This is a genomic window from Sulfitobacter geojensis (assembly GCF_000622325.1).
GTDB classification, from domain to species: Bacteria; Pseudomonadota; Alphaproteobacteria; order Rhodobacterales; family Rhodobacteraceae; genus Sulfitobacter; species Sulfitobacter geojensis.
This window is the reverse complement of record NZ_JASE01000005.1, coordinates 934,675-952,562: the sequence shown is the minus strand read 5'-3', so window position 1 is coordinate 952,562 and position 17,888 is coordinate 934,675. Positions and strand designations below refer to the sequence as shown.

The 17,888-nt window shown below is 57.9% G+C and carries 20 protein-coding genes and 1 tRNA gene; 8 read left to right on the top strand and 13 right to left on the bottom strand.

The annotated features are described in order from the left end of the window. Positions 1-41: 41 nt before the first annotated feature. The 3 genes from Z947_RS0106720 to Z947_RS0106710 all read right to left on the bottom strand — a co-directional run bounded on the left by Z947_RS0106720 (position 42) and on the right by Z947_RS0106710 (position 1,814). Positions 42-728, bottom strand: coding sequence for a hypothetical protein (locus Z947_RS0106720; protein WP_025043544.1), 687 nt, complete (start codon positions 726-728; stop codon positions 42-44). Positions 729-840: 112 nt separating this feature from the next. After that, on the bottom strand, positions 841-1,137 hold the full coding sequence (locus tag Z947_RS0106715; RefSeq protein ID WP_025043543.1) for an AzlD domain-containing protein: 297 nt from the start codon (positions 1,135-1,137) through the stop codon (positions 841-843). After that, positions 1,134-1,814 carry an AzlC family ABC transporter permease gene (locus Z947_RS0106710; protein WP_025043542.1) on the bottom strand — a complete coding sequence of 227 codons (681 nt, stop codon included), beginning with the start codon at positions 1,812-1,814 and terminating at the stop codon, positions 1,134-1,136. The genes Z947_RS0106715 and Z947_RS0106710 overlap by 4 nt, the downstream gene beginning before the upstream one ends. A gap of 102 nt (positions 1,815-1,916) precedes the next feature. Here Z947_RS0106710 and Z947_RS0106705 point away from each other — a divergent pair, with 102 nt between their 5' ends. Further along, positions 1,917-2,372 (top strand): Lrp/AsnC family transcriptional regulator, encoded by a 456-nt coding sequence (locus Z947_RS0106705; protein WP_037938756.1) that lies wholly within the window; start codon positions 1,917-1,919, stop codon positions 2,370-2,372. Positions 2,373-2,447: 75 nt separating this feature from the next. Here Z947_RS0106705 and Z947_RS0106700 read toward each other — a convergent pair. From Z947_RS0106700 to Z947_RS0106670, 7 genes are all read right to left on the bottom strand, one after another. Then, a tRNA-Trp gene (locus Z947_RS0106700) sits at positions 2,448-2,523 on the bottom strand. A gap of 214 nt (positions 2,524-2,737) precedes the next feature. Next, the gene (locus Z947_RS0106695) at positions 2,738-3,277 is read right to left on the bottom strand and encodes a hypothetical protein (RefSeq protein WP_025043540.1); all 540 of its coding nucleotides are present in this window, start codon (positions 3,275-3,277) and stop codon (positions 2,738-2,740) included. 274 nt (positions 3,278-3,551) lie between these two features. Further along, the gene (gene tuf, locus Z947_RS0106690; protein ID WP_025043539.1) at positions 3,552-4,727 is read right to left on the bottom strand and encodes an elongation factor Tu; all 1,176 of its coding nucleotides are present in this window, start codon (positions 4,725-4,727) and stop codon (positions 3,552-3,554) included. Between the two features lie 132 nt (positions 4,728-4,859). Then, positions 4,860-5,426 (bottom strand): hypothetical protein, encoded by a 567-nt coding sequence (locus tag Z947_RS0106685; RefSeq protein WP_025043538.1) that lies wholly within the window; start codon positions 5,424-5,426, stop codon positions 4,860-4,862. Between the two features lie 73 nt (positions 5,427-5,499). Further along, positions 5,500-6,594 carry a M48 family metallopeptidase gene (locus Z947_RS0106680; RefSeq protein ID WP_025043537.1) on the bottom strand — a complete coding sequence of 365 codons (1,095 nt, stop codon included), beginning with the start codon at positions 6,592-6,594 and terminating at the stop codon, positions 5,500-5,502. Continuing rightward, positions 6,591-7,943 carry a DUF898 family protein gene (locus Z947_RS0106675; protein WP_338057817.1) on the bottom strand — a complete coding sequence of 451 codons (1,353 nt, stop codon included), beginning with the start codon at positions 7,941-7,943 and terminating at the stop codon, positions 6,591-6,593. The genes Z947_RS0106680 and Z947_RS0106675 overlap by 4 nt, the downstream gene beginning before the upstream one ends. Positions 7,944-7,954: 11 nt before the next feature. Continuing rightward, positions 7,955-10,273: a DNA topoisomerase IV subunit A gene (locus tag Z947_RS0106670; protein WP_025043535.1), complete on the bottom strand. Its 2,319-nt coding sequence runs from the start codon at positions 10,271-10,273 to the stop codon at positions 7,955-7,957. A 249-nt stretch (positions 10,274-10,522) separates the two neighbouring features. Here Z947_RS0106670 and Z947_RS0106665 point away from each other — a divergent pair, with 249 nt between their 5' ends. From Z947_RS0106665 to Z947_RS0106640, 6 genes are all read left to right on the top strand, one after another. Beyond that, positions 10,523-11,074 carry an SH3 domain-containing protein gene (locus Z947_RS0106665; protein WP_211100834.1) on the top strand — a complete coding sequence of 184 codons (552 nt, stop codon included), beginning with the start codon at positions 10,523-10,525 and terminating at the stop codon, positions 11,072-11,074. A 57-nt stretch (positions 11,075-11,131) separates the two neighbouring features. Continuing rightward, positions 11,132-11,971: an SDR family oxidoreductase gene (locus tag Z947_RS0106660; protein WP_025043533.1), complete on the top strand. Its 840-nt coding sequence runs from the start codon at positions 11,132-11,134 to the stop codon at positions 11,969-11,971. A 60-nt stretch (positions 11,972-12,031) separates the two neighbouring features. Continuing rightward, the gene (locus Z947_RS0106655; RefSeq protein WP_025043532.1) at positions 12,032-12,238 is read left to right on the top strand and encodes a twin transmembrane helix small protein; all 207 of its coding nucleotides are present in this window, start codon (positions 12,032-12,034) and stop codon (positions 12,236-12,238) included. Then, the gene (locus Z947_RS0106650; protein ID WP_025043531.1) at positions 12,238-12,810 is read left to right on the top strand and encodes a cob(I)yrinic acid a,c-diamide adenosyltransferase; all 573 of its coding nucleotides are present in this window, start codon (positions 12,238-12,240) and stop codon (positions 12,808-12,810) included. Before Z947_RS0106655 ends, Z947_RS0106650 begins: the two co-directional genes overlap by 1 nt. A gap of 155 nt (positions 12,811-12,965) precedes the next feature. Further along, positions 12,966-13,724: an electron transfer flavoprotein subunit beta/FixA family protein gene (locus Z947_RS0106645; RefSeq protein ID WP_025043530.1), complete on the top strand. Its 759-nt coding sequence runs from the start codon at positions 12,966-12,968 to the stop codon at positions 13,722-13,724. Then, on the top strand, positions 13,724-14,650 hold the full coding sequence (locus Z947_RS0106640) for an electron transfer flavoprotein subunit alpha/FixB family protein (protein ID WP_025043529.1): 927 nt from the start codon (positions 13,724-13,726) through the stop codon (positions 14,648-14,650). The genes Z947_RS0106645 and Z947_RS0106640 overlap by 1 nt, the downstream gene beginning before the upstream one ends. A gap of 58 nt (positions 14,651-14,708) precedes the next feature. Here the strand turns inward: Z947_RS0106640 and Z947_RS0106635 are convergent, their stop codons facing one another. Then, complete coding sequence (locus Z947_RS0106635) at positions 14,709-15,539, bottom strand: DUF6473 family protein (protein ID WP_025043528.1); 831 nt, start codon at positions 15,537-15,539, stop codon at positions 14,709-14,711. A gap of 157 nt (positions 15,540-15,696) precedes the next feature. On the opposite strand from Z947_RS0106635, the gene Z947_RS0106630 reads away from it, so the two are divergent. Further along, entirely contained in the window at positions 15,697-16,572 is an 876-nt protein-coding gene (locus tag Z947_RS0106630) for a 3-hydroxybutyryl-CoA dehydrogenase (RefSeq protein ID WP_025043527.1), read from the top strand. Positions 16,573-16,693: 121 nt separating this feature from the next. Here the strand turns inward: Z947_RS0106630 and Z947_RS0106625 are convergent, their stop codons facing one another. Continuing rightward, positions 16,694-17,563, bottom strand: a complete 870-nt coding sequence (locus Z947_RS0106625) for a lysophospholipid acyltransferase family protein (RefSeq protein ID WP_025043526.1) — start codon at positions 17,561-17,563, stop codon at positions 16,694-16,696. A gap of 55 nt (positions 17,564-17,618) precedes the next feature. Then, entirely contained in the window at positions 17,619-17,888 is a 270-nt protein-coding gene (locus Z947_RS0106620; RefSeq protein ID WP_025043525.1) for an HPr family phosphocarrier protein, read from the bottom strand.

Sequence of the window (17,888 nt, the reverse complement as noted above, 5' to 3'; positions counted from 1 at the left end):
GGGTTTCAAGCCTGCAAGCACGTGCCGGTCACTTGTCCCGCTCACCCTTCGTTTTCGGCCATGTTGGCAAACCGCCGGTCAAGGGCTGCGTCGTGGCGCGCATCAGCTGTCGCAAGATTACCGAAATCCGGCAGATACAGCCCGTCCACCGTTCCTTCGGGGAACCGGTCAAGCACCGCGTCCCATTTCATGGCAAAGCGGTCCAGCTTGCGGTGTAAAGCTGCCGCACGGTTCGGCCGGCGGCGGGCATACCAGCGGGCCATACTCATCGCTCCGCGCCAGAAGCCGTCATAACCGACGATCAAAAACACACCGATCATGATGATCAGGCCCATAAACGTAAGGCCGATGACCAGCCACGGACGCAGGAACACAAGCAAGGCAAAGCTGGCCCAGATCGCGAATTTCAACGAGGGGCGAAAACCGACTATTGCGGATTTAATCCGTCCCAGAAAACCACCCTTTTGGGCTGCCGCATGGTCCATTTGCGGCACAGGCTCTTGCGCTGGTTGGGGGGCAGCAGGCGCACGGCGCGGGGTGCCATCGCGCCGGTCTACATGGCCCGAAGCGGAAGAGTCCCGCCGCTCTGGCCGGTGCGCGACGACAGGATCGTCCGCCTGTGGCGGTTGGGTGTCCAGCAGGTCGCGGATCGCGGCAAGCGCTTTGGGGTCAAGCTCACCGTCATCCACTGCTGTTTCGCGTAGATTGCTCTGCATTCCTGTTGTCATAACCAATACCCTCTCCCGTCTGCGCCACGGTGCTATCGGGTTTTTCCGCCCGTCTAAGGGCGGGAATGTGACAAAGCCAAGGCAGGGATAGGCAGCCTCCCGGTAAAGGGCATCACAGCCAAATCGCTGCGAGCCCTGCATAAACCACCGCCCCTGCGATCATCGTCGCGATGACGTGATTGGTACGGGCCGCAACGGCAACAGCGACTGCGGCGGCGATCCACGTTTGAAACGATTGTCCTGCAAGTGAGGCTGCGACCAGTGAAATCACAATCAGGCCCGGTATTTCATCCAGAACCCAAGCGCAACGCGATCCACTGATACGGCTCCCTGCGATCAGCCCAAGAAAACGGATACCGAAAGCCGCAAGCGCAAGGATGCCAATAACGCCCCAATGCGCCCCCGTCATGTCACCGCCCCACCCGTCCGGCGCAACACATATGTAACGGCCAATCCGCTGAGCGTGCCCAAAACGATCGCGTAAGCTTTGGGCAGACCGAATGAGGTTGAGATGACCGTCACTGTGGCTGCCACGACCCAGGGCAGGAATTGCGGTCGTCCGCGCCAAAGCCCGCGCGCCATTGCGATGAACGCGGCCGTAAATGCGAACCCAAGACCAAAGCGTTCAAGGTCCGGCAGCTTTGCGCCAGCGACTGCACCGGCGGTGGTCGACACGGTCCAGACGCTGATCATCACAAAACCTGACCCCAAAAGAAACGCCGCACCAATGTCGGGCGACTTCGCGCGCTGCGCCATTGTCAGTGCCCAGTTTTCATCGCCAGTGACGTGAATTGCCAACAGTTTGGCCCGCCATGAAAGCCCTGCCAAAACATCCGACAAGGAGGCGATGATACCGATATACCGCAGGTTCAGCGCGCCACCGGCCAGTGCTGCGCCCAAAACGGTCTGGGTGGTTGCAAACTGCTCGACCGCAACGATCTGCGACGATCCGGCATGGACGGCCGCTCCCATCAAACCGACACCCCACCACGTAAACCCCACCTGAGCGGCAAGAAGGCCGAAGGCAAAGCCATAGATGGCAGCTCCGAGAGCCAGCGGAAGTATTGCAAAAGCACCTTGTTTCATAAAAACAGAAGTACACTGTTATGATGATCGAAAACACGCCATATTTCGGCTTTTTACGATGCGTACACATCAGATTTTTGCTCATATTTGGAGATTGAACTCATGGATAATACCGACCGAAAACTACTCGATCATCTGCAGAAGAATGCGCGCACACCGATCCAGACCCTTGCGGATATCACGGGCATCTCGACCGCTTCCGTCCAGCGGCGGATGCGCGCCCTGCGCGAGGCGGGCGTGATCAAAAGCGAAGTGGCGATCCTTGATCCAAAACCCTTGGGGCTGGGCATCACTGCAATCGTAGCGGTAGAACTTGAACGTGACCGGCTCGACTATATTCAGGCTTTCAAACGCAAAGCGCATCAAGATCCGCAAGTGACCCACTTCTATTGTATCGCCGGGGACGCGGACTTTATTCTCATCATGATGGCAAAAGATATCGCGGATTACGAAGCCTTCACGCACCGCTTTTTCTTTGCGGATAAAAATGTCCGCAAATTTCGCACCTCTATGGTCGTTTCAACCGAAAAGGCGACGTCGCAGGTGCCAATCGGGTAAACGCCCCTGTCGCGGGTGCCACGGAAATTTTGCGGCGCGTGCGCGCAGAAATCTGAATATTACGGAAGTGTGGCATGGCAGGGGCTGAGGGACTCGAACCCACGACCCTCGGTTTTGGAGACCGATGCTCTACCAACTGAGCTAAACCCCTATGCCGATCGATTGGGTAGTCGCAATTCGGACTGCGATCAAGAGCAGATCGCAGAAAGCTTGCCGATTTCGCGCCGGTTTTGCCGATTCTCTTGTCTTTGGTTCTCTTCAACGGGGTACAGCGTGCGAGGTCGCGCAAACGGACAGGCTGCTAACCGCTCAAATCGACGACAAAACCGGCCAGCATAACGTGCGGCGGGAACGCTGCGCTACGCCTATTGCCGCTTCAGCAGCGTGGTAATTTCGCGATCAAGTGTGCCGTTACGAAAACGGCGGAACAACAGGTCCAGCCCACCCTCGGCAAGGGTCCGGTGGAATTCCTGCACCTCATAATCGCCCGCTTCGTTGATAAATAACGAAAACACCGAAAACGTGTCCCGTTCGAATCGCGCCCAGACAAAAGGTTCGCCTTGCAAGGGATCTAGCGGTGTGGCCTTGCCAAACAGGTTCGTCTTCATTGCGGATTGGTAAATATTGTCGCGCGCTGACGGTACAAACTGGATCGTATAGGTGGCTTCTTTGGTGCGCCCGTCACTGCGATAGGTGACCGAGGTCCAACTAAGCAGAAACCCGTTATCCTGCGCTTTGATCGTTGTGCTCATGTCACGCTTTTGCACTTCGCCATTCAACGTGAACTCGGCTTTCCCGTTGAATGTCCCTTCGAAACGGTCGAATTCAGCGGCCATCCCCACCAAAGGGAAAAGCACCAAAAGTAAAACGAAAAAGGGCGATAAAAGGCGTGATTTGAGTCTCATACTGAAACACTAGCGTGTCGTTGCGGAGTTGTCAGTTTTCTTTGCTCACGATTTCGTCGGTAACATGGCCACCCATCATCCGTAGGGCGGGGTTCAACCCGCCATCCCGTAAACGCCTTCTTCCTGCCAAAAGCAAAAGGCCGCCCCGAATGGAGCGGCCTTTTGTTCTCTATAACTTCTGTGTGCAGACACCTTGCCCTCGTGATCTTTTCCTCAAGCGGAAAAGACACTGCCACAAGGCGTCGCACCGTCAACGACGCATGAGCGTTGTTGCTTACTCAGTGATCTTGGACACAACGCCCGCGCCAACAGTACGGCCACCTTCGCGGATCGCGAAACGCAGGCCCTGCTCCATCGCGATGGGCGCGATCAGCTCAACGTCGAACTTCAGGTTGTCGCCAGGCATAACCATTTCTGTGCCTTCTGGCAGAGCAACGGTACCGGTCACATCCGTGGTACGGAAGTAGAACTGTGGGCGGTAGTTCGCGAAGAATGGCGTGTGACGGCCACCTTCTTCTTTGGTCAGAATATAGGCTTCTGCCTCGAACTTGGTGTGTGGGTTCACGGACTTGGGCGCGCAGAGAACCTGACCACGCTCAACGCCGTCACGGTCGATACCGCGCAGCAGAACACCAACGTTATCACCGGCCTCACCACGATCCAGCAGCTTGCGGAACATTTCAACGCCCGTGCAAGTTGTTGTTTTCGTGTCGCGAATACCAACGATCTCGATTGAATCGCCAACGTTGATCACGCCACGCTCAACACGGCCTGTCACAACTGTACCACGACCGGAGATCGAGAATACGTCTTCCACAGGCATCAGGAACGGCTGGTCAACCGCACGTGCAGGTGTCGGGATGTATTCGTCAACAGCTGCCATCAGCGCCACGATTGAGTCTTTACCGATGTTGTCGTCACGCTCTTCCATCGCCGCCAGAGCGGAACCAGGAATGACAGGGATGTCGTCGCCAGGGTACTCGTAAGAGGACAGGAGCTCGCGGATTTCCATTTCCACCAGTTCCAGCAGCTCTTCGTCGTCAACCTGATCCACTTTGTTCATGTAAACAACCATGTACGGGATGCCAACCTGACGGCCGAGCAGGATGTGCTCGCGTGTCTGTGGCATCGGGCCGTCGGCCGCGTTCACAACCAGGATCGCACCGTCCATCTGCGCGGCACCGGTGATCATGTTCTTAACATAGTCCGCGTGGCCGGGGCAGTCGACGTGCGCGTAGTGGCGTGTCTCTGTCTCGTACTCAACGTGCGCGGTGGAGATCGTGATACCGCGTGCTTTTTCTTCGGGCGCGCCGTCAATCTGGTCGTAGGCTTTGAAGTCACCGAAGTACTTGGTGATCGCAGCTGTCAGCGTTGTTTTACCGTGGTCAACGTGGCCGATTGTGCCGATGTTGACGTGCGGTTTATTACGTTCAAACTTTTCCTTTGCCATGGTGTAGCACCCTTTGTTTATTGAGGGGCCACGCGGGCCCGGTATGGAATCTGCCAGAGAGTTCTGACATGCGTTATGGCGGGCGATGTATTGGGTCTGGCCGGTAAAATCAAGCGTGTTTCAACGCAGCCGCTATTCCACCGCTGCGACTGTTTCGCCGCTGCCATTGAACCAGCCCTTTTCCTTGTTTTGCTTGACCAGAAAGGTCTCGATCTGTTTGGCCGCATTCTGGCTTAGGTTCTTGAGCTGCTCTTGCGCCGACTTGGTATATCCCGAGCCGACGATCGGTCCCTGATCAAACGATTCCAGCACGGTAATCTGGTGCGGTTCCGGCGTAAGTTTCAGGTTTTTCGCATCATCCCAGACGGTCAGATTGATAATCAGAATCGATTTTGGGGCAAACACCAGCGGGATACCGGGCTGGGCCAGAACATAACCTTCGACGCTCATCCCGAAATGATAATCGCGCGTGCCGTTATATCGACCAAAACGTTCCTTGGTGGCCTCGGTCAGCGCCGTTGTCAGTTCACTCTCACTGACTTCACGGCTCAAGGGGCCTTTGAACGCTTTGGGCGCGACGGCGATGTTATGCACCAGTTTGAAATCGCCCAGTGGCACAGGCGCATCTTGCAAATCGCGCGCACCGTTGCAGGCGGCAAGCATGGCAAGGCTGATCAGAATGGCAAAAACACGTGTCATCTTGGTGGTAATCCCCGTTTAGCGCCTTTCAGCGATAGCGCAGCCCCCCTCGGGGTGCAATCACTTGGCAGGCTTAGCCACAGATCCCCTGCACCGCTGCCCATTCTTGCGATGTCATGGACGGGGTGTAGGTCGCGGTATCGTCGACCTCTGCGCGGGCGGCGGCGATTCTGCTGCCCAGCGCGGGATGGCTTAGGAAATGCGCGGTCACACCGTCCGCATCGCCGTGCTCTGCCCGCATCGTCGTGAACATGTCGCCCAGCGCGCCGGGATTAATGCCCGCCTGCGCCAAGATCCGATGGGCAAATCTGTCCGCGCCGGTTTCAGCCGCCTGCGAATACTGCGCCGAAATCAGCCGTTCGGTCAGGAAAAGCACCGCCGCACCACCCGCGAAATCCCCGAACAGCAAGCCCAACACGCCGATGGAACCCGCCGAGCGCAGCGCGTGGCGGGTCGGATCGCTGCTGACAACATGGCCAATCTCATGCGCCAGCACGGCGGCCAGTTCATCTGGCCCCTGTGCGGCATCAATCAGGCCGCGAAACAGCACCACAAAACCACCGGGAAGCGCAAAAGCATTCACCATCTTATGATCCAGAACCGACAGGGAAACCTCTTGCCGGAAATCCTCTTCTGTACTCAATCGCGCGACCAGCGCTTCCAATGCGGCAACGCCTTCTGCCCCGTCACAGATCTCCAACGGGTTCAAGCCGGTCTCGTCCAGTGCTTCGCGAATCTGGCCAAAAGTTGCTTCGCCCAGCGCCCTTTCCCCTTCGGGCGGGATGAAGCCCGCCAGATTGTCGGCCAGCAGGGGCACCAGCACGAATATCTGCAACCCGACGGCCGCAACGGCCGCTGCGGCCCAGGCGGCCAGTCGCCCGCGCCCTTTAGGCGGCGCGCGGCGGGTGAGGTGCGGCAGGTGCTTCAGCAGGCTTTGATCCGTTACATAAAGCCGCGCCAGCGGATCGCTGATGCGGCGCAGAACCACCGTTTGTTTACCCGCAAGGTCCGGCAGTTGGCGCACGTCTTCGACCGGCCAGCGCAGGATCAAACCGTCGTCCAACCCGATCTGCAACATGCCTGCCGCAATGTGCAGCGACACCTCTTGCGGTTCGGGGCTGTCACCGTCAAAGAACGCGGCCCCCAGACCGTCAAACCCCATACTCATATGGCCGCCCCCAGATCCAGCGCTTCGGCGAAGCCTTCGGCTTCGGCAAACTCATCGCGCGCCCGCTGGCTGACCAAAGCCAGCCCCACCGACAACGGCAAACTGGTGGTGCGGGCCATATGGCGCATCAAGGGATAGGTAACAAAGGTGTTATAAAGCACCCCCCACAGCAGGAAGAAGGTCAGGTACAACAGGGCCAACCCAGCCACAGCAATCCCGCGCGGCAGGTCCTGCATCATGCCCGCGCCGGGCGTATCTGCCAGTATCGCCATTCCGTCCGAAAACAGGGCAACCGCCAAAAGCGCCAGTGCTGCGACGCCCAGTACCAACATGGCATAGGCGATGAAATTGCCCAGCACATAGATGAAACTTACCCGCACACCGCTCAGGCGACTGTCAAACTGCACGCCGGGCCCCCGTTTATGCTGTGCCATAATCCTTTTGCTGACCCAGCGATAATAGATCGCGCCACAAACAATCCCAGACAAGGCCAGCGGGAACAGCAGCAGCCGTTCGGGCTGCGTCCAATTGATGCTTGGGTCCAGCCCGTCGAAAAAGGCATCCACCAGCTTGATCAATTCCGCGCCGTCCTTGATTCCATCGGGGAACACCGGGGCGAATTGTATTGTCCACAACACCGCCCCCGCCAACAACACAAGGCTGGCAATCAGGGGCCATGCGGCGCGATATAACATCTGCCAACGCCCGTCCTGAAACAAGCGGGCAGAGCCGTAGAACGTTCGATCGGTTTTGTATTTTTCCAACAGGAAGGTCATGCGCGGCCACAGGATGCCTGCCGTGATAATCGTTAAAAACCAATACCAAAGGGCGCGGATGGCATAGCCCCACGCGCCTTTTTCAAGGCCGAAACGCACACCACGCCAACGGGTCCGCGCCAGCACATAACGTCGCGCACGGTAGCGGGCGTAAAACCAGATCGGGACAACCCCTGCGAAACTTAGCACATACCCGATGACCGACGAATTAAAGACCGAAAAGCTGACGAACATCAGCAACAGGTTCACGATGCCGATGTAGAAGGTCAGGATCACCACAGCGATGAAAAAGCCCAACAGCTTTTCCATCGGATCGCCGGTGTATTCCATCGGGTGCCCGCCGGGGCGGATGGCCGACCAGTACCAGCGCCGCAATCGCGTCTTCATCCAGAAGCGATAAAACCCGAGTGTTAAGATCGTAAAGAAACCGGTTTTCAACGCCAGCCAGAAAAGGCTCCAGCGTTTTCCGCTAAACTCAACGGTCATCCCGTTTTCTGCACCTGTCCCCGAGGGGACAACTTTGGGTTGCGGTGCGGATTGCCAAGGGCTGTTAAGGATCGGGGCGTCGCTCATCAGCGTCCCTGTCAGGTGAACTTGTTATCACGCGGGAAACCACGTGGTGCCATCCGGCCCGCGCTGGCGCGTTTGCCGGTCCACTCTTTCAGGTCCACTTCGGTGCGTGTGCGCCCCGCAGGATCGAGCCAGCTCAGCCCGTCCTCCAGCACGAAACTGGTGGCATCCGACAGCCCGCCATCCTTGTATTTCTGCAAACGCACGCCTTTACCACGTGCCATTTCGGGCAGCTCGTCCAAGGCGAACACCAGCACCTTGCGGTTTTCGCCGACCGTCGCCACAGCATTGCCCGCCGTCGGTTTACAGATCAACGCAGTGGTATCGCCGCGTACGTTCAGCACCTGTTTACCCGACCGCGTCTGCGCCACCACGTCGTTTTCCGGCACCACAAATCCGTCCCCCGCCGAAGAGGCGACCAGCAGTTTGCGATCCGGTTGGTGGATGAACAACGCCACAATTTGCGCTTCGTTCGGCAGGTCCACCATCAGACGCACCGGTTCCCCCATGCCGCGCCCGCCCGGCAGGGTCGAGGCGGACAGCGTGTAAAACCGCCCGTTCGAGCCAAAGACCAGCAAACGGTCGGTGGTTTCGGCGTGAAAGATATAGCCCGGCCCGTCGCCGTCCTTGAACTTCAGCTCGCGGTTCAGGTCGATGTGGCCGGTCATGGCGCGGATCCAGCCCATTTCGGAACAGACAACCGTGATCGGTTCGCGGTCGATCATCGCTTCAAGCGGCACCTCTTCGATCACGCCCGCTTCGGCAAATGTCGTGCGGCGGTTGCCACAGGGAACGCCGTCAATCACCCAGTCCTTGCCGAACTGCTTTTTGGTCGCGCGCAGCTGGTCGGTAATGGTTTGCCATTGCAGGTCTTCGCTTTCCAGCAAATCCTCAAGCCCGGCACGTTCTTCCATCAGCGCGGATTGCTCGCGCATCAGCTCCAGCTCTTCCAGGCGGCGCAGGGACCGCAGGCGCATGTTCAGGATCGCATCGGTTTGCACTTCGGACAGCTCGCCATCGCCTGCTGGCGGCGAGACATAATCGGCCTCGGTCATGGCGCGCACGTGCTCACGCCCCCAATCCTCCCGCATCAGCGCCGCCTTGGGGTCATCATCATAGCGGATGATGTCGATCACACGGTCAAGGTTGAGGAAGGCAATGATAAACCCTTCCAATACCTCAAGCCTGTGGTCAATTTTTTCCATCCGGTGGGTGCTGCGGCGCTGCAAAACCTCGCGACGGTGATCAAGGAAAGCGCGCAGTACTTCCTTCATCGAGCAGACCTTGGGCGTTACCCCATCGATCAGCACGTTCATGTTCAACGAGAACCGCACCTCAAGGTCACAGTTGCGGAACAACATGCCCATCAAAACATCGGGATCGACGTTTTTCGAACGCGGTTCGATCACCATACGCAAATCTTCGGCAGATTCGTCGCGCACATCCGCCAGAATCGGGATCTTCTTGATCTGGATCAGCTCGGCGATCTTTTCGATCAACTTGGATTTCTGCACCTGATAGGGAATTTCGGTGACGACAATCTGCCAGACACCGCGGCCCAGATCCTCGACCTCCCAACGGCAGCGCAGGCGGAAACCGCCCTTGCCCGTGGCATAGGCGTTGGCGATGTTTTCCTTCGGTTCGACAATGACACCACCGGTCGGGAAATCGGGGCCGGGTACATAGTTCAACAAGGTTTCGTCGCGGCAATCGGGTACTTTGATCATGTGGATGCAGGCATCGCACAGTTCAGAAATGTTATGCGGCGGGATGTTGGTCGCCATGCCCACGGCGATACCGGTCGACCCATTGGCCAACAGATTCGGGAACTGCGCCGGCAGCACCACAGGTTCGGTCAGCGTGCCGTCATAATTTTCGCGAAAATCAACGGCGTTTTCGTTAAGCCCTTCCAACATGGCCTCGGCCACGGCGGTCATCCGCGCTTCGGTATAACGGCTGGCGGCGGGGTTATCGCCGTCGATGTTGCCAAAGTTCCCCTGCCCGTCGACGAGCGGATAGCGGACGTTAAAATCCTGTGCGAGACGCGCCATCGCGTCGTAAATCGCGGCGTCGCCATGCGGGTGATAGTTACCCATCACATCGCCGGAAATCTTGGCGGACTTCCGAAAGCCCCCGTTCGACGCCAGACGCAATTCGCGCATCGCATACAAGATACGGCGGTGGACCGGTTTCAATCCATCGCGGGCATCCGGCAGGGCGCGGTGCATGATCGTCGATAATGCATAGGTCAGATAGCGTTCGCCCAGCGCAAGACGCAGCGGTTCGGAGACATTGCGAGGATCGTCCTCGGTAGGATCGGTTATATCTGACATGGCGCGTTTTGTAGCGGGGCCTTCGGAACACAGCAAGCGATGGTTTACTTCCATTCGCATTCAAAGCGGCACAGATGCCACGGGGGAGCAGGTTTCGGATTTTCCCCCGCGCGCTCAGGAAAATAACGAGGTATTGCAACCAAAGTTGCCAATTTGTGTTATGCTAACAGCACGAGTATTTTCGGGGGTATCACGGTGTTACGATTTATTTTTCTTTCCTTTGGCTTTTTAGGCTGGAGTTTTTACGAAATGAGCGGCGGCTCCGATTTTGATGCGGACGCGATCCGCGCTGCGCGTCTTGCAGCTGCCGAAGAACCTGCGGTGATCGTGCAGAAGGAAATCGTTACCACACCTCAGCCGGTTGTGCTGGCTGCTGCGCCAAAGGTGGTTGTTGATACGGATCCGCCACTGGACAACGGTGTGACGCGGGTATCTCTCAACCTGACCACGTTGGGCGATGTGTCCTCAAGCGCGGACCGTGAAATCGTGCCGCAGAACGCCAGCCTTGTAACCTCATCTGCCGATACACCTGCGATCATTCCCAGTCTCATCGACCCGAATGACGGTGTTTCCAACGCTGTCAGCATCCCCACAAGTGCGGCCGCTGATATTCGCACCGTGTCGGGCAACCGTGTGAACGTGCGCGGCGGTCCGGGGACAGATTTTGGTGTCGTTTCCCGTCTGGTGCGCGGTGACGAGGTCAAGATTATTCAGGACGATGGCAATGGCTGGGTCCGTTTTGAAACGCTTGACGGGGGCACCGGTGGCTGGATGGCGGATTTCCTGTTGACCAGCGGCTAACCTTGCCATCCCTAACAATGCACGCGATGAAAGCCTCCTGAACCGGAGGCTTTTTTCATGTCTGATACCCCTATTGCCAAGTCGATCCTGATCACCGGCTGTTCCAGTGGCATCGGCTATGACGCCGCGCACGGGATGCGGGCACGGGGCTGGCGGGTGTTTGCCGCCTGTCGTCAAGCAGACGACTGTGCCCGCTTGAAAGCCGAAGGCTTTGAAGCACCCTTGCTGGATTACACTGACGAAACAACGATCCAATCTGCGCTGGCCGAAGTTCTTGCCGCAACCGGCGGGACATTGGACGCACTGTTTAACAACGGCGCGCACGGGTTGCCCGGCGCGGTAGAAGACCTGCCCACAGACGCCTTGCGCGAGATTTTTGAAAGCAACTTTTTCGGCTGGCACAGCCTGACCCGCGCGGTGATTCCGGTCATGCGCGGACAGGGCGGCGGGCGTATCGTGCAATGTTCATCAGTGTTGGGGTTCGTCACAATGCCGTGGCGCGGTGCCTATAATGCCACCAAATTCGCGCTTGAGGGGCTGACCGACACATTGCGCATCGAAATGCGCGGGACCGGTGTGCATATCTGCCTGATAGAACCCGGCCCTGTGACGTCAAAAATCAGAGCAAATTCGATCCCGCATTTCGAACGCTGGGTGGACTGGAGAAACTCTGTGCGTGCAGAACAATACCAACGGTCCCTCCTCAAACGCCTGTACGAATCATCGGGGCCGGACCGGTTCGAACTGCCCCCCGATGCTGTCACCAAACGCCTGATCCACGCGGTCGAAAGCCCCCGTCCCCGCCCGCGTTATTACGTCACACTGCCCACCTATCTGTCTGGTATCCTGCGCCGTATCCTGCCCACCCGTGCACTTGATTGGGTCTTGAGCCGCTGACAAGCCTTGCGTTGTGCGCATCACCGGCTACATCTCGCATGACAAGCGAAGGGAAACACGATGACGGACGATCCGCTATTTATTGTGCTTTTGGTGGCTGTGTTCGCCGTGCTGATCATTTTGATGATCGGATTGGGCGGGTTTGCCGGTGGCGGTGCCTTTAACAAAAAGAACTCCAACAGGCTGATGCGCTACCGTATCGTGGCGCAGTTCGTCGCGGTATTGCTGATCCTTGGATTTGTCTGGCTACGCGGAGGATCGTTTTAATGGTTGTTCTGAACAAGATTTACACACGGACCGGTGACAGCGGCACAACCGCCCTTGGCAACGGGGATCGCGTTGCGAAACATGACGCGCGGGTCGACGCCTATGGCACCTCGGACGAATTGAATTGTTTTGTCGGTGTGGCGCGGCTGGAGGCGACGGGAGAGACCGACGCGGCGCTGTCGCGCATTCAGAACGATCTGTTCGATCTGGGTGCGGATCTGTGCCGCCCCGATATGGCGTCCGATAAGGACGCGGAATACCCGCCATTGCGGTTGGCAAGCGCGCAGGTTGACCGGCTTGAGGCCGAAATTGACGTGATGAACGCAAGCCTTGACCCGTTGCGCAGTTTTATCCTGCCGGGCGGCACCGCATTAGCGGCACATCTGCATGTCTGCCGGACTGTGGCGCGGCGCGCCGAACGGCTGGCCGTCCTTTTGGCGGAGCATGAAACGGTCAATCCAGCCGCCGTGAAGTATCTGAACCGGCTTAGCGACTGGTTCTTTGTTGCCGCACGCATGTCGAATAATGGCGGCAAGGATGACGTGCTTTGGGTGCCGGGGGCGAACCGCTGAATAACTGGCAGCGCTAACACAGGAAAACGCGGCGTCCTTAGTGTGCAATGTGACGATTTTTCCCTGTTTCGACCGTTACGCATTCGCTAAACCTGCCCGAGAGAATTGAATCGCACGGCCACACGGGTCGCGCAGCAACCAAGGAGAGAACGCTCATGAAGGTGCTTGTACCTGTCAAACGCGTGATTGATTACAACGTGAAAGTGCGCGTCAAAGCGGACGGATCGGGTGTTGATCTTGCCAACGTAAAAATGTCGATGAACCCGTTTGACGAAATTTCCGTCGAACAGGCCATCCGTCTGAAAGAAGCCGGTCAGGTTGATGAAATCGTCGTGGTTTCTATCGGCGTGAAACAGTCGCAGGAAACCCTGCGCACGGCTTTGGCCATGGGCGCGGACCGCGCGATTCTTGTTGTCGCCACGGATGATGTGCACAACGACATCGAACCGCTGGCCGTTGCAAAAATCCTCAAGGCGATTGTGGATGAAGAGCAGCCCGGTCTGGTTCTGACGGGCAAGCAGGCGATTGACAACGACATGAACGCCACCGGTCAGATGCTGTCAGCGCTGATGGGTTGGTCACAGGCAACATTCGCTTCCGAAGTTGCGATCGAAGGCGACAAAGCCAAAGTCACACGCGAAGTCGACGGCGGTTTGCAGACCATCGAAGTCAGCATGCCAACGGTCATCACCGTTGACCTGCGCCTGAACGAACCACGTTATGCATCCCTGCCTAACATCATGAAGGCCAAGAAAAAGCCGATGGATGAAAAGACACCGGCAGATTACGGCGTTGATATCGCAAACCGTCTGGAAATCGTGAAAACGGTTGAGCCGGCAGAGCGTGCGGCAGGCATCATGGTTGCATCCGTGGATGAACTGGTAGCGAAACTCAAAGAAGCGGGGGCTGTGTAATGGCTGTTCTACTCCTTGCAGAAGTAACCGACGGCGAACTGGCGATGGATGCAACGGCCAAGGCCGTGACTGCCGCCAAAGCTTTGGGCGATGTGACTGTTCTTGCGGCGGGCGGCTCTGCCGCGGCGGCAGGTGAAGCAGCAGCCAAGATTGATGGTGTGTCCAAAGTGCTGGTCGCCGAAGATGCATCGCTGGGTCACCGTCTGGCCGAATCAACAGCGGCGCTGATTGTTTCGCTGGCGGATGATTATGAACATATCGTCGCCCCTGCGACCACAGACGCCAAGAACGTGATGCCACGGGTTGCGGCGCTGTTGGACGTTATGATCATTTCCGACGCTTCCGGCGTTGTGGATGGCGACACGTTCGAGCGTCCGATTTACGCGGGCAACGCGGTCCAGACTGTTAAATCCACCGATGCCAAAAAGGTCATCACCTTCCGCGGCGCGTCCTTTGATGCGGCGGGCGAAGGCGGTTCTGCCTCTGTCGAAACCATCGGTGCGGCGGCTGATCCGGGCCTGTCTTCATGGGTTGAAGACAAGGTTGCGGCGTCCGACCGTCCTGAACTCACCTCTGCGGGTGTGGTTGTGTCCGGTGGGCGCGGTGTTGGTTCCGAAGAAGACTTTGCACTGATCGAAAAGCTGGCAGACAAGCTGGGCGCCGCCGTGGGCGCGTCCCGTGCTGCGGTTGATTCGGGCTACGCCCCGAACGACTGGCAAGTTGGCCAGACCGGCAAGGTTGTCGCCCCTGATCTGTATGTCGCTGTTGGTATTTCCGGTGCGATTCAGCACCTTGCCGGCATGAAAGACAGCAAAATCATCGTCGCCATCAACAAAGACGAAGAAGCGCCGATCTTTCAGGTTGCCGACTTTGGCTTGGTTGCGGATCTGTTCGAAGCCGTCCCCGAGTTCATGGACAAGCTGTAAACGCTTCTCTCCTCGACTGATTGACGAAAGGCCCGCCAGCATTGGCGGGCCTTTTGCGTTACCGCATGGTCTGGATCACCTCGACCAAGGCATCTGCCGCTTCCTGATGGGCCATGGGCCCCAACAGTTCAGATGCGACTTGCCGATCCATCTCGTCGAACACCATGTTTTGCGTGCCCTGTGCGATGGCCGCCTTGGAGGCGACGACCTCGACCACCTGAGTGGCCAGCGGTGTGATTTCATCCATCATGGCACGGGTTACAAACAAGGGGTCACGCCCGATCCCTTCGGGATCATCGCCGTTTTCTTCCGGGGCATGATCGGAGAACCACAAGAGAATTGATTTCCCGTTGATCCGTTTGAGCATCAGGCGCATCCGCGCCATCCACGCCTGTTGCAATTCGTCCCGTACGGTTCGGAATCGCTCGGGCGATACTTCCATCAGCCGCTTCAACATATGTTTGTTGAAATGGAAGTCGGCAAAATCAACCTCGCGGTAAATGGTTTGCAGCAGCGGCGAGGTACTGATGAAGCGATCATTGCGGCGCGGGTGCACGGCGTAGAACCGGTTCGTCATGTTTTGTGCACCCATCACCTGAACCACTGCAATTTGCGCATCTGTTGCGGCATTCATCACAAATGGATCCGTCGAAAACGCGTCAATGCCCGCGTTGATCTGGCCGAAGTTGGCACAGTTTTGGCCGATGGCGCTTTCGACAAGCGCGGGAAACGGCCTGTCGATAAATTTGCCATAGGTTTCGGTTGCCCCCACAAAGGCCAGATACGGCTTGGATAAATCCCGCCGTGGCCCCCGGAACAACAGTTTGGACGCGCCGTAGCGACACGGTAGATAGTCGAGGGGCGCGGCCCCCAATACGTCATAGGTCATCTCACCCACCTTTTTTAACTCACCCAAGACGCACATTGCGGCAGGCGGCTTGAGATAATGTTAAACGGTTATTTTGCATTGAATTCTTGGTACCCCGCGCCCTTGCGGCCCGCCCCGTCCAGCCCCTATTGTAGCGTAACTCTTGAAAGGACTTCTGATGGACATTCAGACAATCGGCATCGTGGGCGCAGGGCAAATGGGCAACGGGATTGCCCATGTGATGGCGCTGGCGGGCTATGACGTAAAGATGACCGATATCAGCGAAGAGGCCCTGAAGGCCGCGGTAGACACCATTCAAGGCAATCTGTCGCGGCAGGTCGGTCGGGGCAAGATTGCCGAAGCTGACATGACAGCGGCCATGGGGCGGATTGCGACCACGACCGTGCTAAAGGAGCTGGGCCCCAGTGATCTGATCATCGAGGCGGCCACCGAACGCGAGACGATCAAACAGGCGATTTTCGAAGACCTGTTGCCACACCTGAAACCCGAAACGATTCTAACGTCGAACACCTCTTCGATTTCGATCACCCGTCTGGCCAGCCGGACGGACCGGCCCGAAAAATTCATGGGGTTTCATTTCATGAACCCGGTACCGGTGATGCAGCTGGTGGAATTGATCCGCGGCATTGCGACCGATGCGCCGACATTCAATGCCTGCAAGGCTGTTGTGGACAAGCTGGGCAAGACCTCTGCCTCGGCCGAGGATTTTCCGGCGTTTATCGTGAACCGGATCCTGATGCCGATGATCAACGAGGCGGTTTACACGCTGTACGAAGGTGTCGGGAATGTTCAGTCCATCGACAGCTCCCTGAAGCTGGGTGCGAACCATCCGATGGGGCCGCTGGAGCTGGCGGATTTTATCGGGCTGGATACCTGTCTGGCGATCATGAACGTGCTGCATGACGGTTTGGCGGATACCAAATACCGCCCCTGCCCCCTGTTGACCAAATATGTCGAAGCCGGATGGTTGGGGCGTAAATCACAGCGCGGGTTTTACGATTACCGCGGCGATGTCCCTGTGCCGACACGCTAAGGGGCGATAGCCCAGGCAAGCGGGCGGTGCGTGTTGAGAGTGCGGACAGTATATAAGGCCAAAAAGAGGAGAGGCCGGGCGTGAGGTCCGGTTCTTCAACGGCAGGCGTCTTTCAGTGCCGTTAGTCTTTCAGTGACAAGGTATGGGCGCGCAGCCATGCCATGAACCCGCGCGGATCGTCAGCGCGGGACTGGATTTCGGATTGCGCGATCGGATGCCCGACAATCGGGCCCTGGGGTTTGTTGCAGGCGTGGACGATCTCGTGCAACAGCAAACCCTGACGCAGCATAGGGCTGACTTTATTGGCGATTTGATAGGCGCGGCTGTTTTGCCCGGGGAATTTCATCGGCACAACCGTGGCACCCGAACGGCGGATCATTTTGGCGGTAAAGACGTTCCATTCCGCTTCGACCGCCGGCCCCCACCATGTTTCAGACGCCGCGACCACGCCCGACGGAAAGAGGGCAACCACGCCGCCATCCTTCAGATGTTTCATCGCGCTGGCCCGCATTTCAACCCCTTTGCGCTGCGCATCGGGGTCATGCGGGAACGGCACAGGGATCATAAAGCTGCCGGCGACCTCGTCGATGGAGGTCAACAGGGAGCGGGTGAGGATGCGGTAATCGGGGCGCACGCGGCCGATGAGATCGGCAAAGATCATGCCGTCCACCATGCCATGCGGATGATTGGCAACCACGACCACGGGCCCCTCTTTGGGGATGCGGTCCAGTTGCGCCTGCGGTGTGGTCAGGTCGATGCCCATGGTATCGAGCGCGCCCCGCCAGAAGGCCTGACCGGTGGGGGCACCGCTGCGTTCGAATTTGCGCACCAGCTTCAGGATCGTCAGCTTGCCGGTCAGCATTTCGATGGCGCTGATCATGCGCGCCTTCAACGGATCGTCAAAGGTGGAGGCATAGGACAGGCTGCTGCGGTCATATTTCAACGGCGCGGCGTCAGCCTCCGTTTGGGTGACCCCTTGTGCGTCGGTCATCGAGTGTATGTCGTTTGCCAAGAGAGATCACCCTTTGCAGGTCCACATGCAGGCGTCAGTCGCCCTCGCCGAATTTATCTGCCACCAGCGCTGTTAATGCCTCTGCCAGAGGCACTTCATCAGGGCCGGAAGTGACAACCTCAATAGTGCTTCCGCAGGCCGCTGCCAACATCAAAAGGCCCATGATGCTGTCACCTGATGCAGACATGCCATCCTTGCTGACCTCCGCGCGGGCGTCAAATGCTTCTACGACCTCTACCAGTTTGGCAGAGGCCCGCGCGTGCAGGCCCTTAATGTTCACGATCTCTAGGGTAATCTGGGTCAT

Excerpts from the sequence above, each read along its gene's own strand:
- Z947_RS0106645 (WP_025043530.1), top strand. The coding sequence starts at position 12,966 with ATGAAGGTGCTTGTACCTGTCAAACGCGTGATTGATTACAACGTGAAA.
- Z947_RS0106675 (WP_338057817.1), bottom strand. The coding sequence starts at position 7,943 with ATGAGCGACGCCCCGATCCTTAACAGCCCTTGGCAATCCGCACCGCAA.
- Z947_RS0106710 (WP_025043542.1), bottom strand. The coding sequence starts at position 1,814 with ATGAAACAAGGTGCTTTTGCAATACTTCCGCTGGCTCTCGGAGCTGCC.
- Z947_RS0106620 (WP_025043525.1), bottom strand. The coding sequence starts at position 17,888 with ATGACCCAGATTACCCTAGAGATCGTGAACATTAAGGGCCTGCACGCG.
- Z947_RS0106670 (WP_025043535.1), bottom strand. The coding sequence starts at position 10,273 with ATGTCAGATATAACCGATCCTACCGAGGACGATCCTCGCAATGTCTCC.
- Z947_RS0106720 (WP_025043544.1), bottom strand. The coding sequence starts at position 728 with ATGACAACAGGAATGCAGAGCAATCTACGCGAAACAGCAGTGGATGAC.
- Z947_RS0106640 (WP_025043529.1), top strand. The coding sequence starts at position 13,724 with ATGGCTGTTCTACTCCTTGCAGAAGTAACCGACGGCGAACTGGCGATG.
- Z947_RS0106650 (WP_025043531.1), top strand. The coding sequence starts at position 12,238 with ATGGTTGTTCTGAACAAGATTTACACACGGACCGGTGACAGCGGCACA.
- Z947_RS0106680 (WP_025043537.1), bottom strand. The coding sequence starts at position 6,594 with ATGAGTATGGGGTTTGACGGTCTGGGGGCCGCGTTCTTTGACGGTGAC.
- Z947_RS0106665 (WP_211100834.1), top strand. The coding sequence starts at position 10,523 with ATGAGCGGCGGCTCCGATTTTGATGCGGACGCGATCCGCGCTGCGCGT.
- Z947_RS0106705 (WP_037938756.1), top strand. The coding sequence starts at position 1,917 with ATGGATAATACCGACCGAAAACTACTCGATCATCTGCAGAAGAATGCG.
- Z947_RS0106715 (WP_025043543.1), bottom strand. The coding sequence starts at position 1,137 with ATGACGGGGGCGCATTGGGGCGTTATTGGCATCCTTGCGCTTGCGGCT.
- Z947_RS0106695 (WP_025043540.1), bottom strand. The coding sequence starts at position 3,277 with ATGAGACTCAAATCACGCCTTTTATCGCCCTTTTTCGTTTTACTTTTG.
- tuf (WP_025043539.1), bottom strand. The coding sequence starts at position 4,727 with ATGGCAAAGGAAAAGTTTGAACGTAATAAACCGCACGTCAACATCGGC.
- Z947_RS0106685 (WP_025043538.1), bottom strand. The coding sequence starts at position 5,426 with ATGACACGTGTTTTTGCCATTCTGATCAGCCTTGCCATGCTTGCCGCC.
- Z947_RS0106660 (WP_025043533.1), top strand. The coding sequence starts at position 11,132 with ATGTCTGATACCCCTATTGCCAAGTCGATCCTGATCACCGGCTGTTCC.
- Z947_RS0106655 (WP_025043532.1), top strand. The coding sequence starts at position 12,032 with ATGACGGACGATCCGCTATTTATTGTGCTTTTGGTGGCTGTGTTCGCC.
- Z947_RS0106625 (WP_025043526.1), bottom strand. The coding sequence starts at position 17,563 with ATGACCGACGCACAAGGGGTCACCCAAACGGAGGCTGACGCCGCGCCG.
- Z947_RS0106635 (WP_025043528.1), bottom strand. The coding sequence starts at position 15,539 with ATGACCTATGACGTATTGGGGGCCGCGCCCCTCGACTATCTACCGTGT.
- Z947_RS0106630 (WP_025043527.1), top strand. The coding sequence starts at position 15,697 with ATGGACATTCAGACAATCGGCATCGTGGGCGCAGGGCAAATGGGCAAC.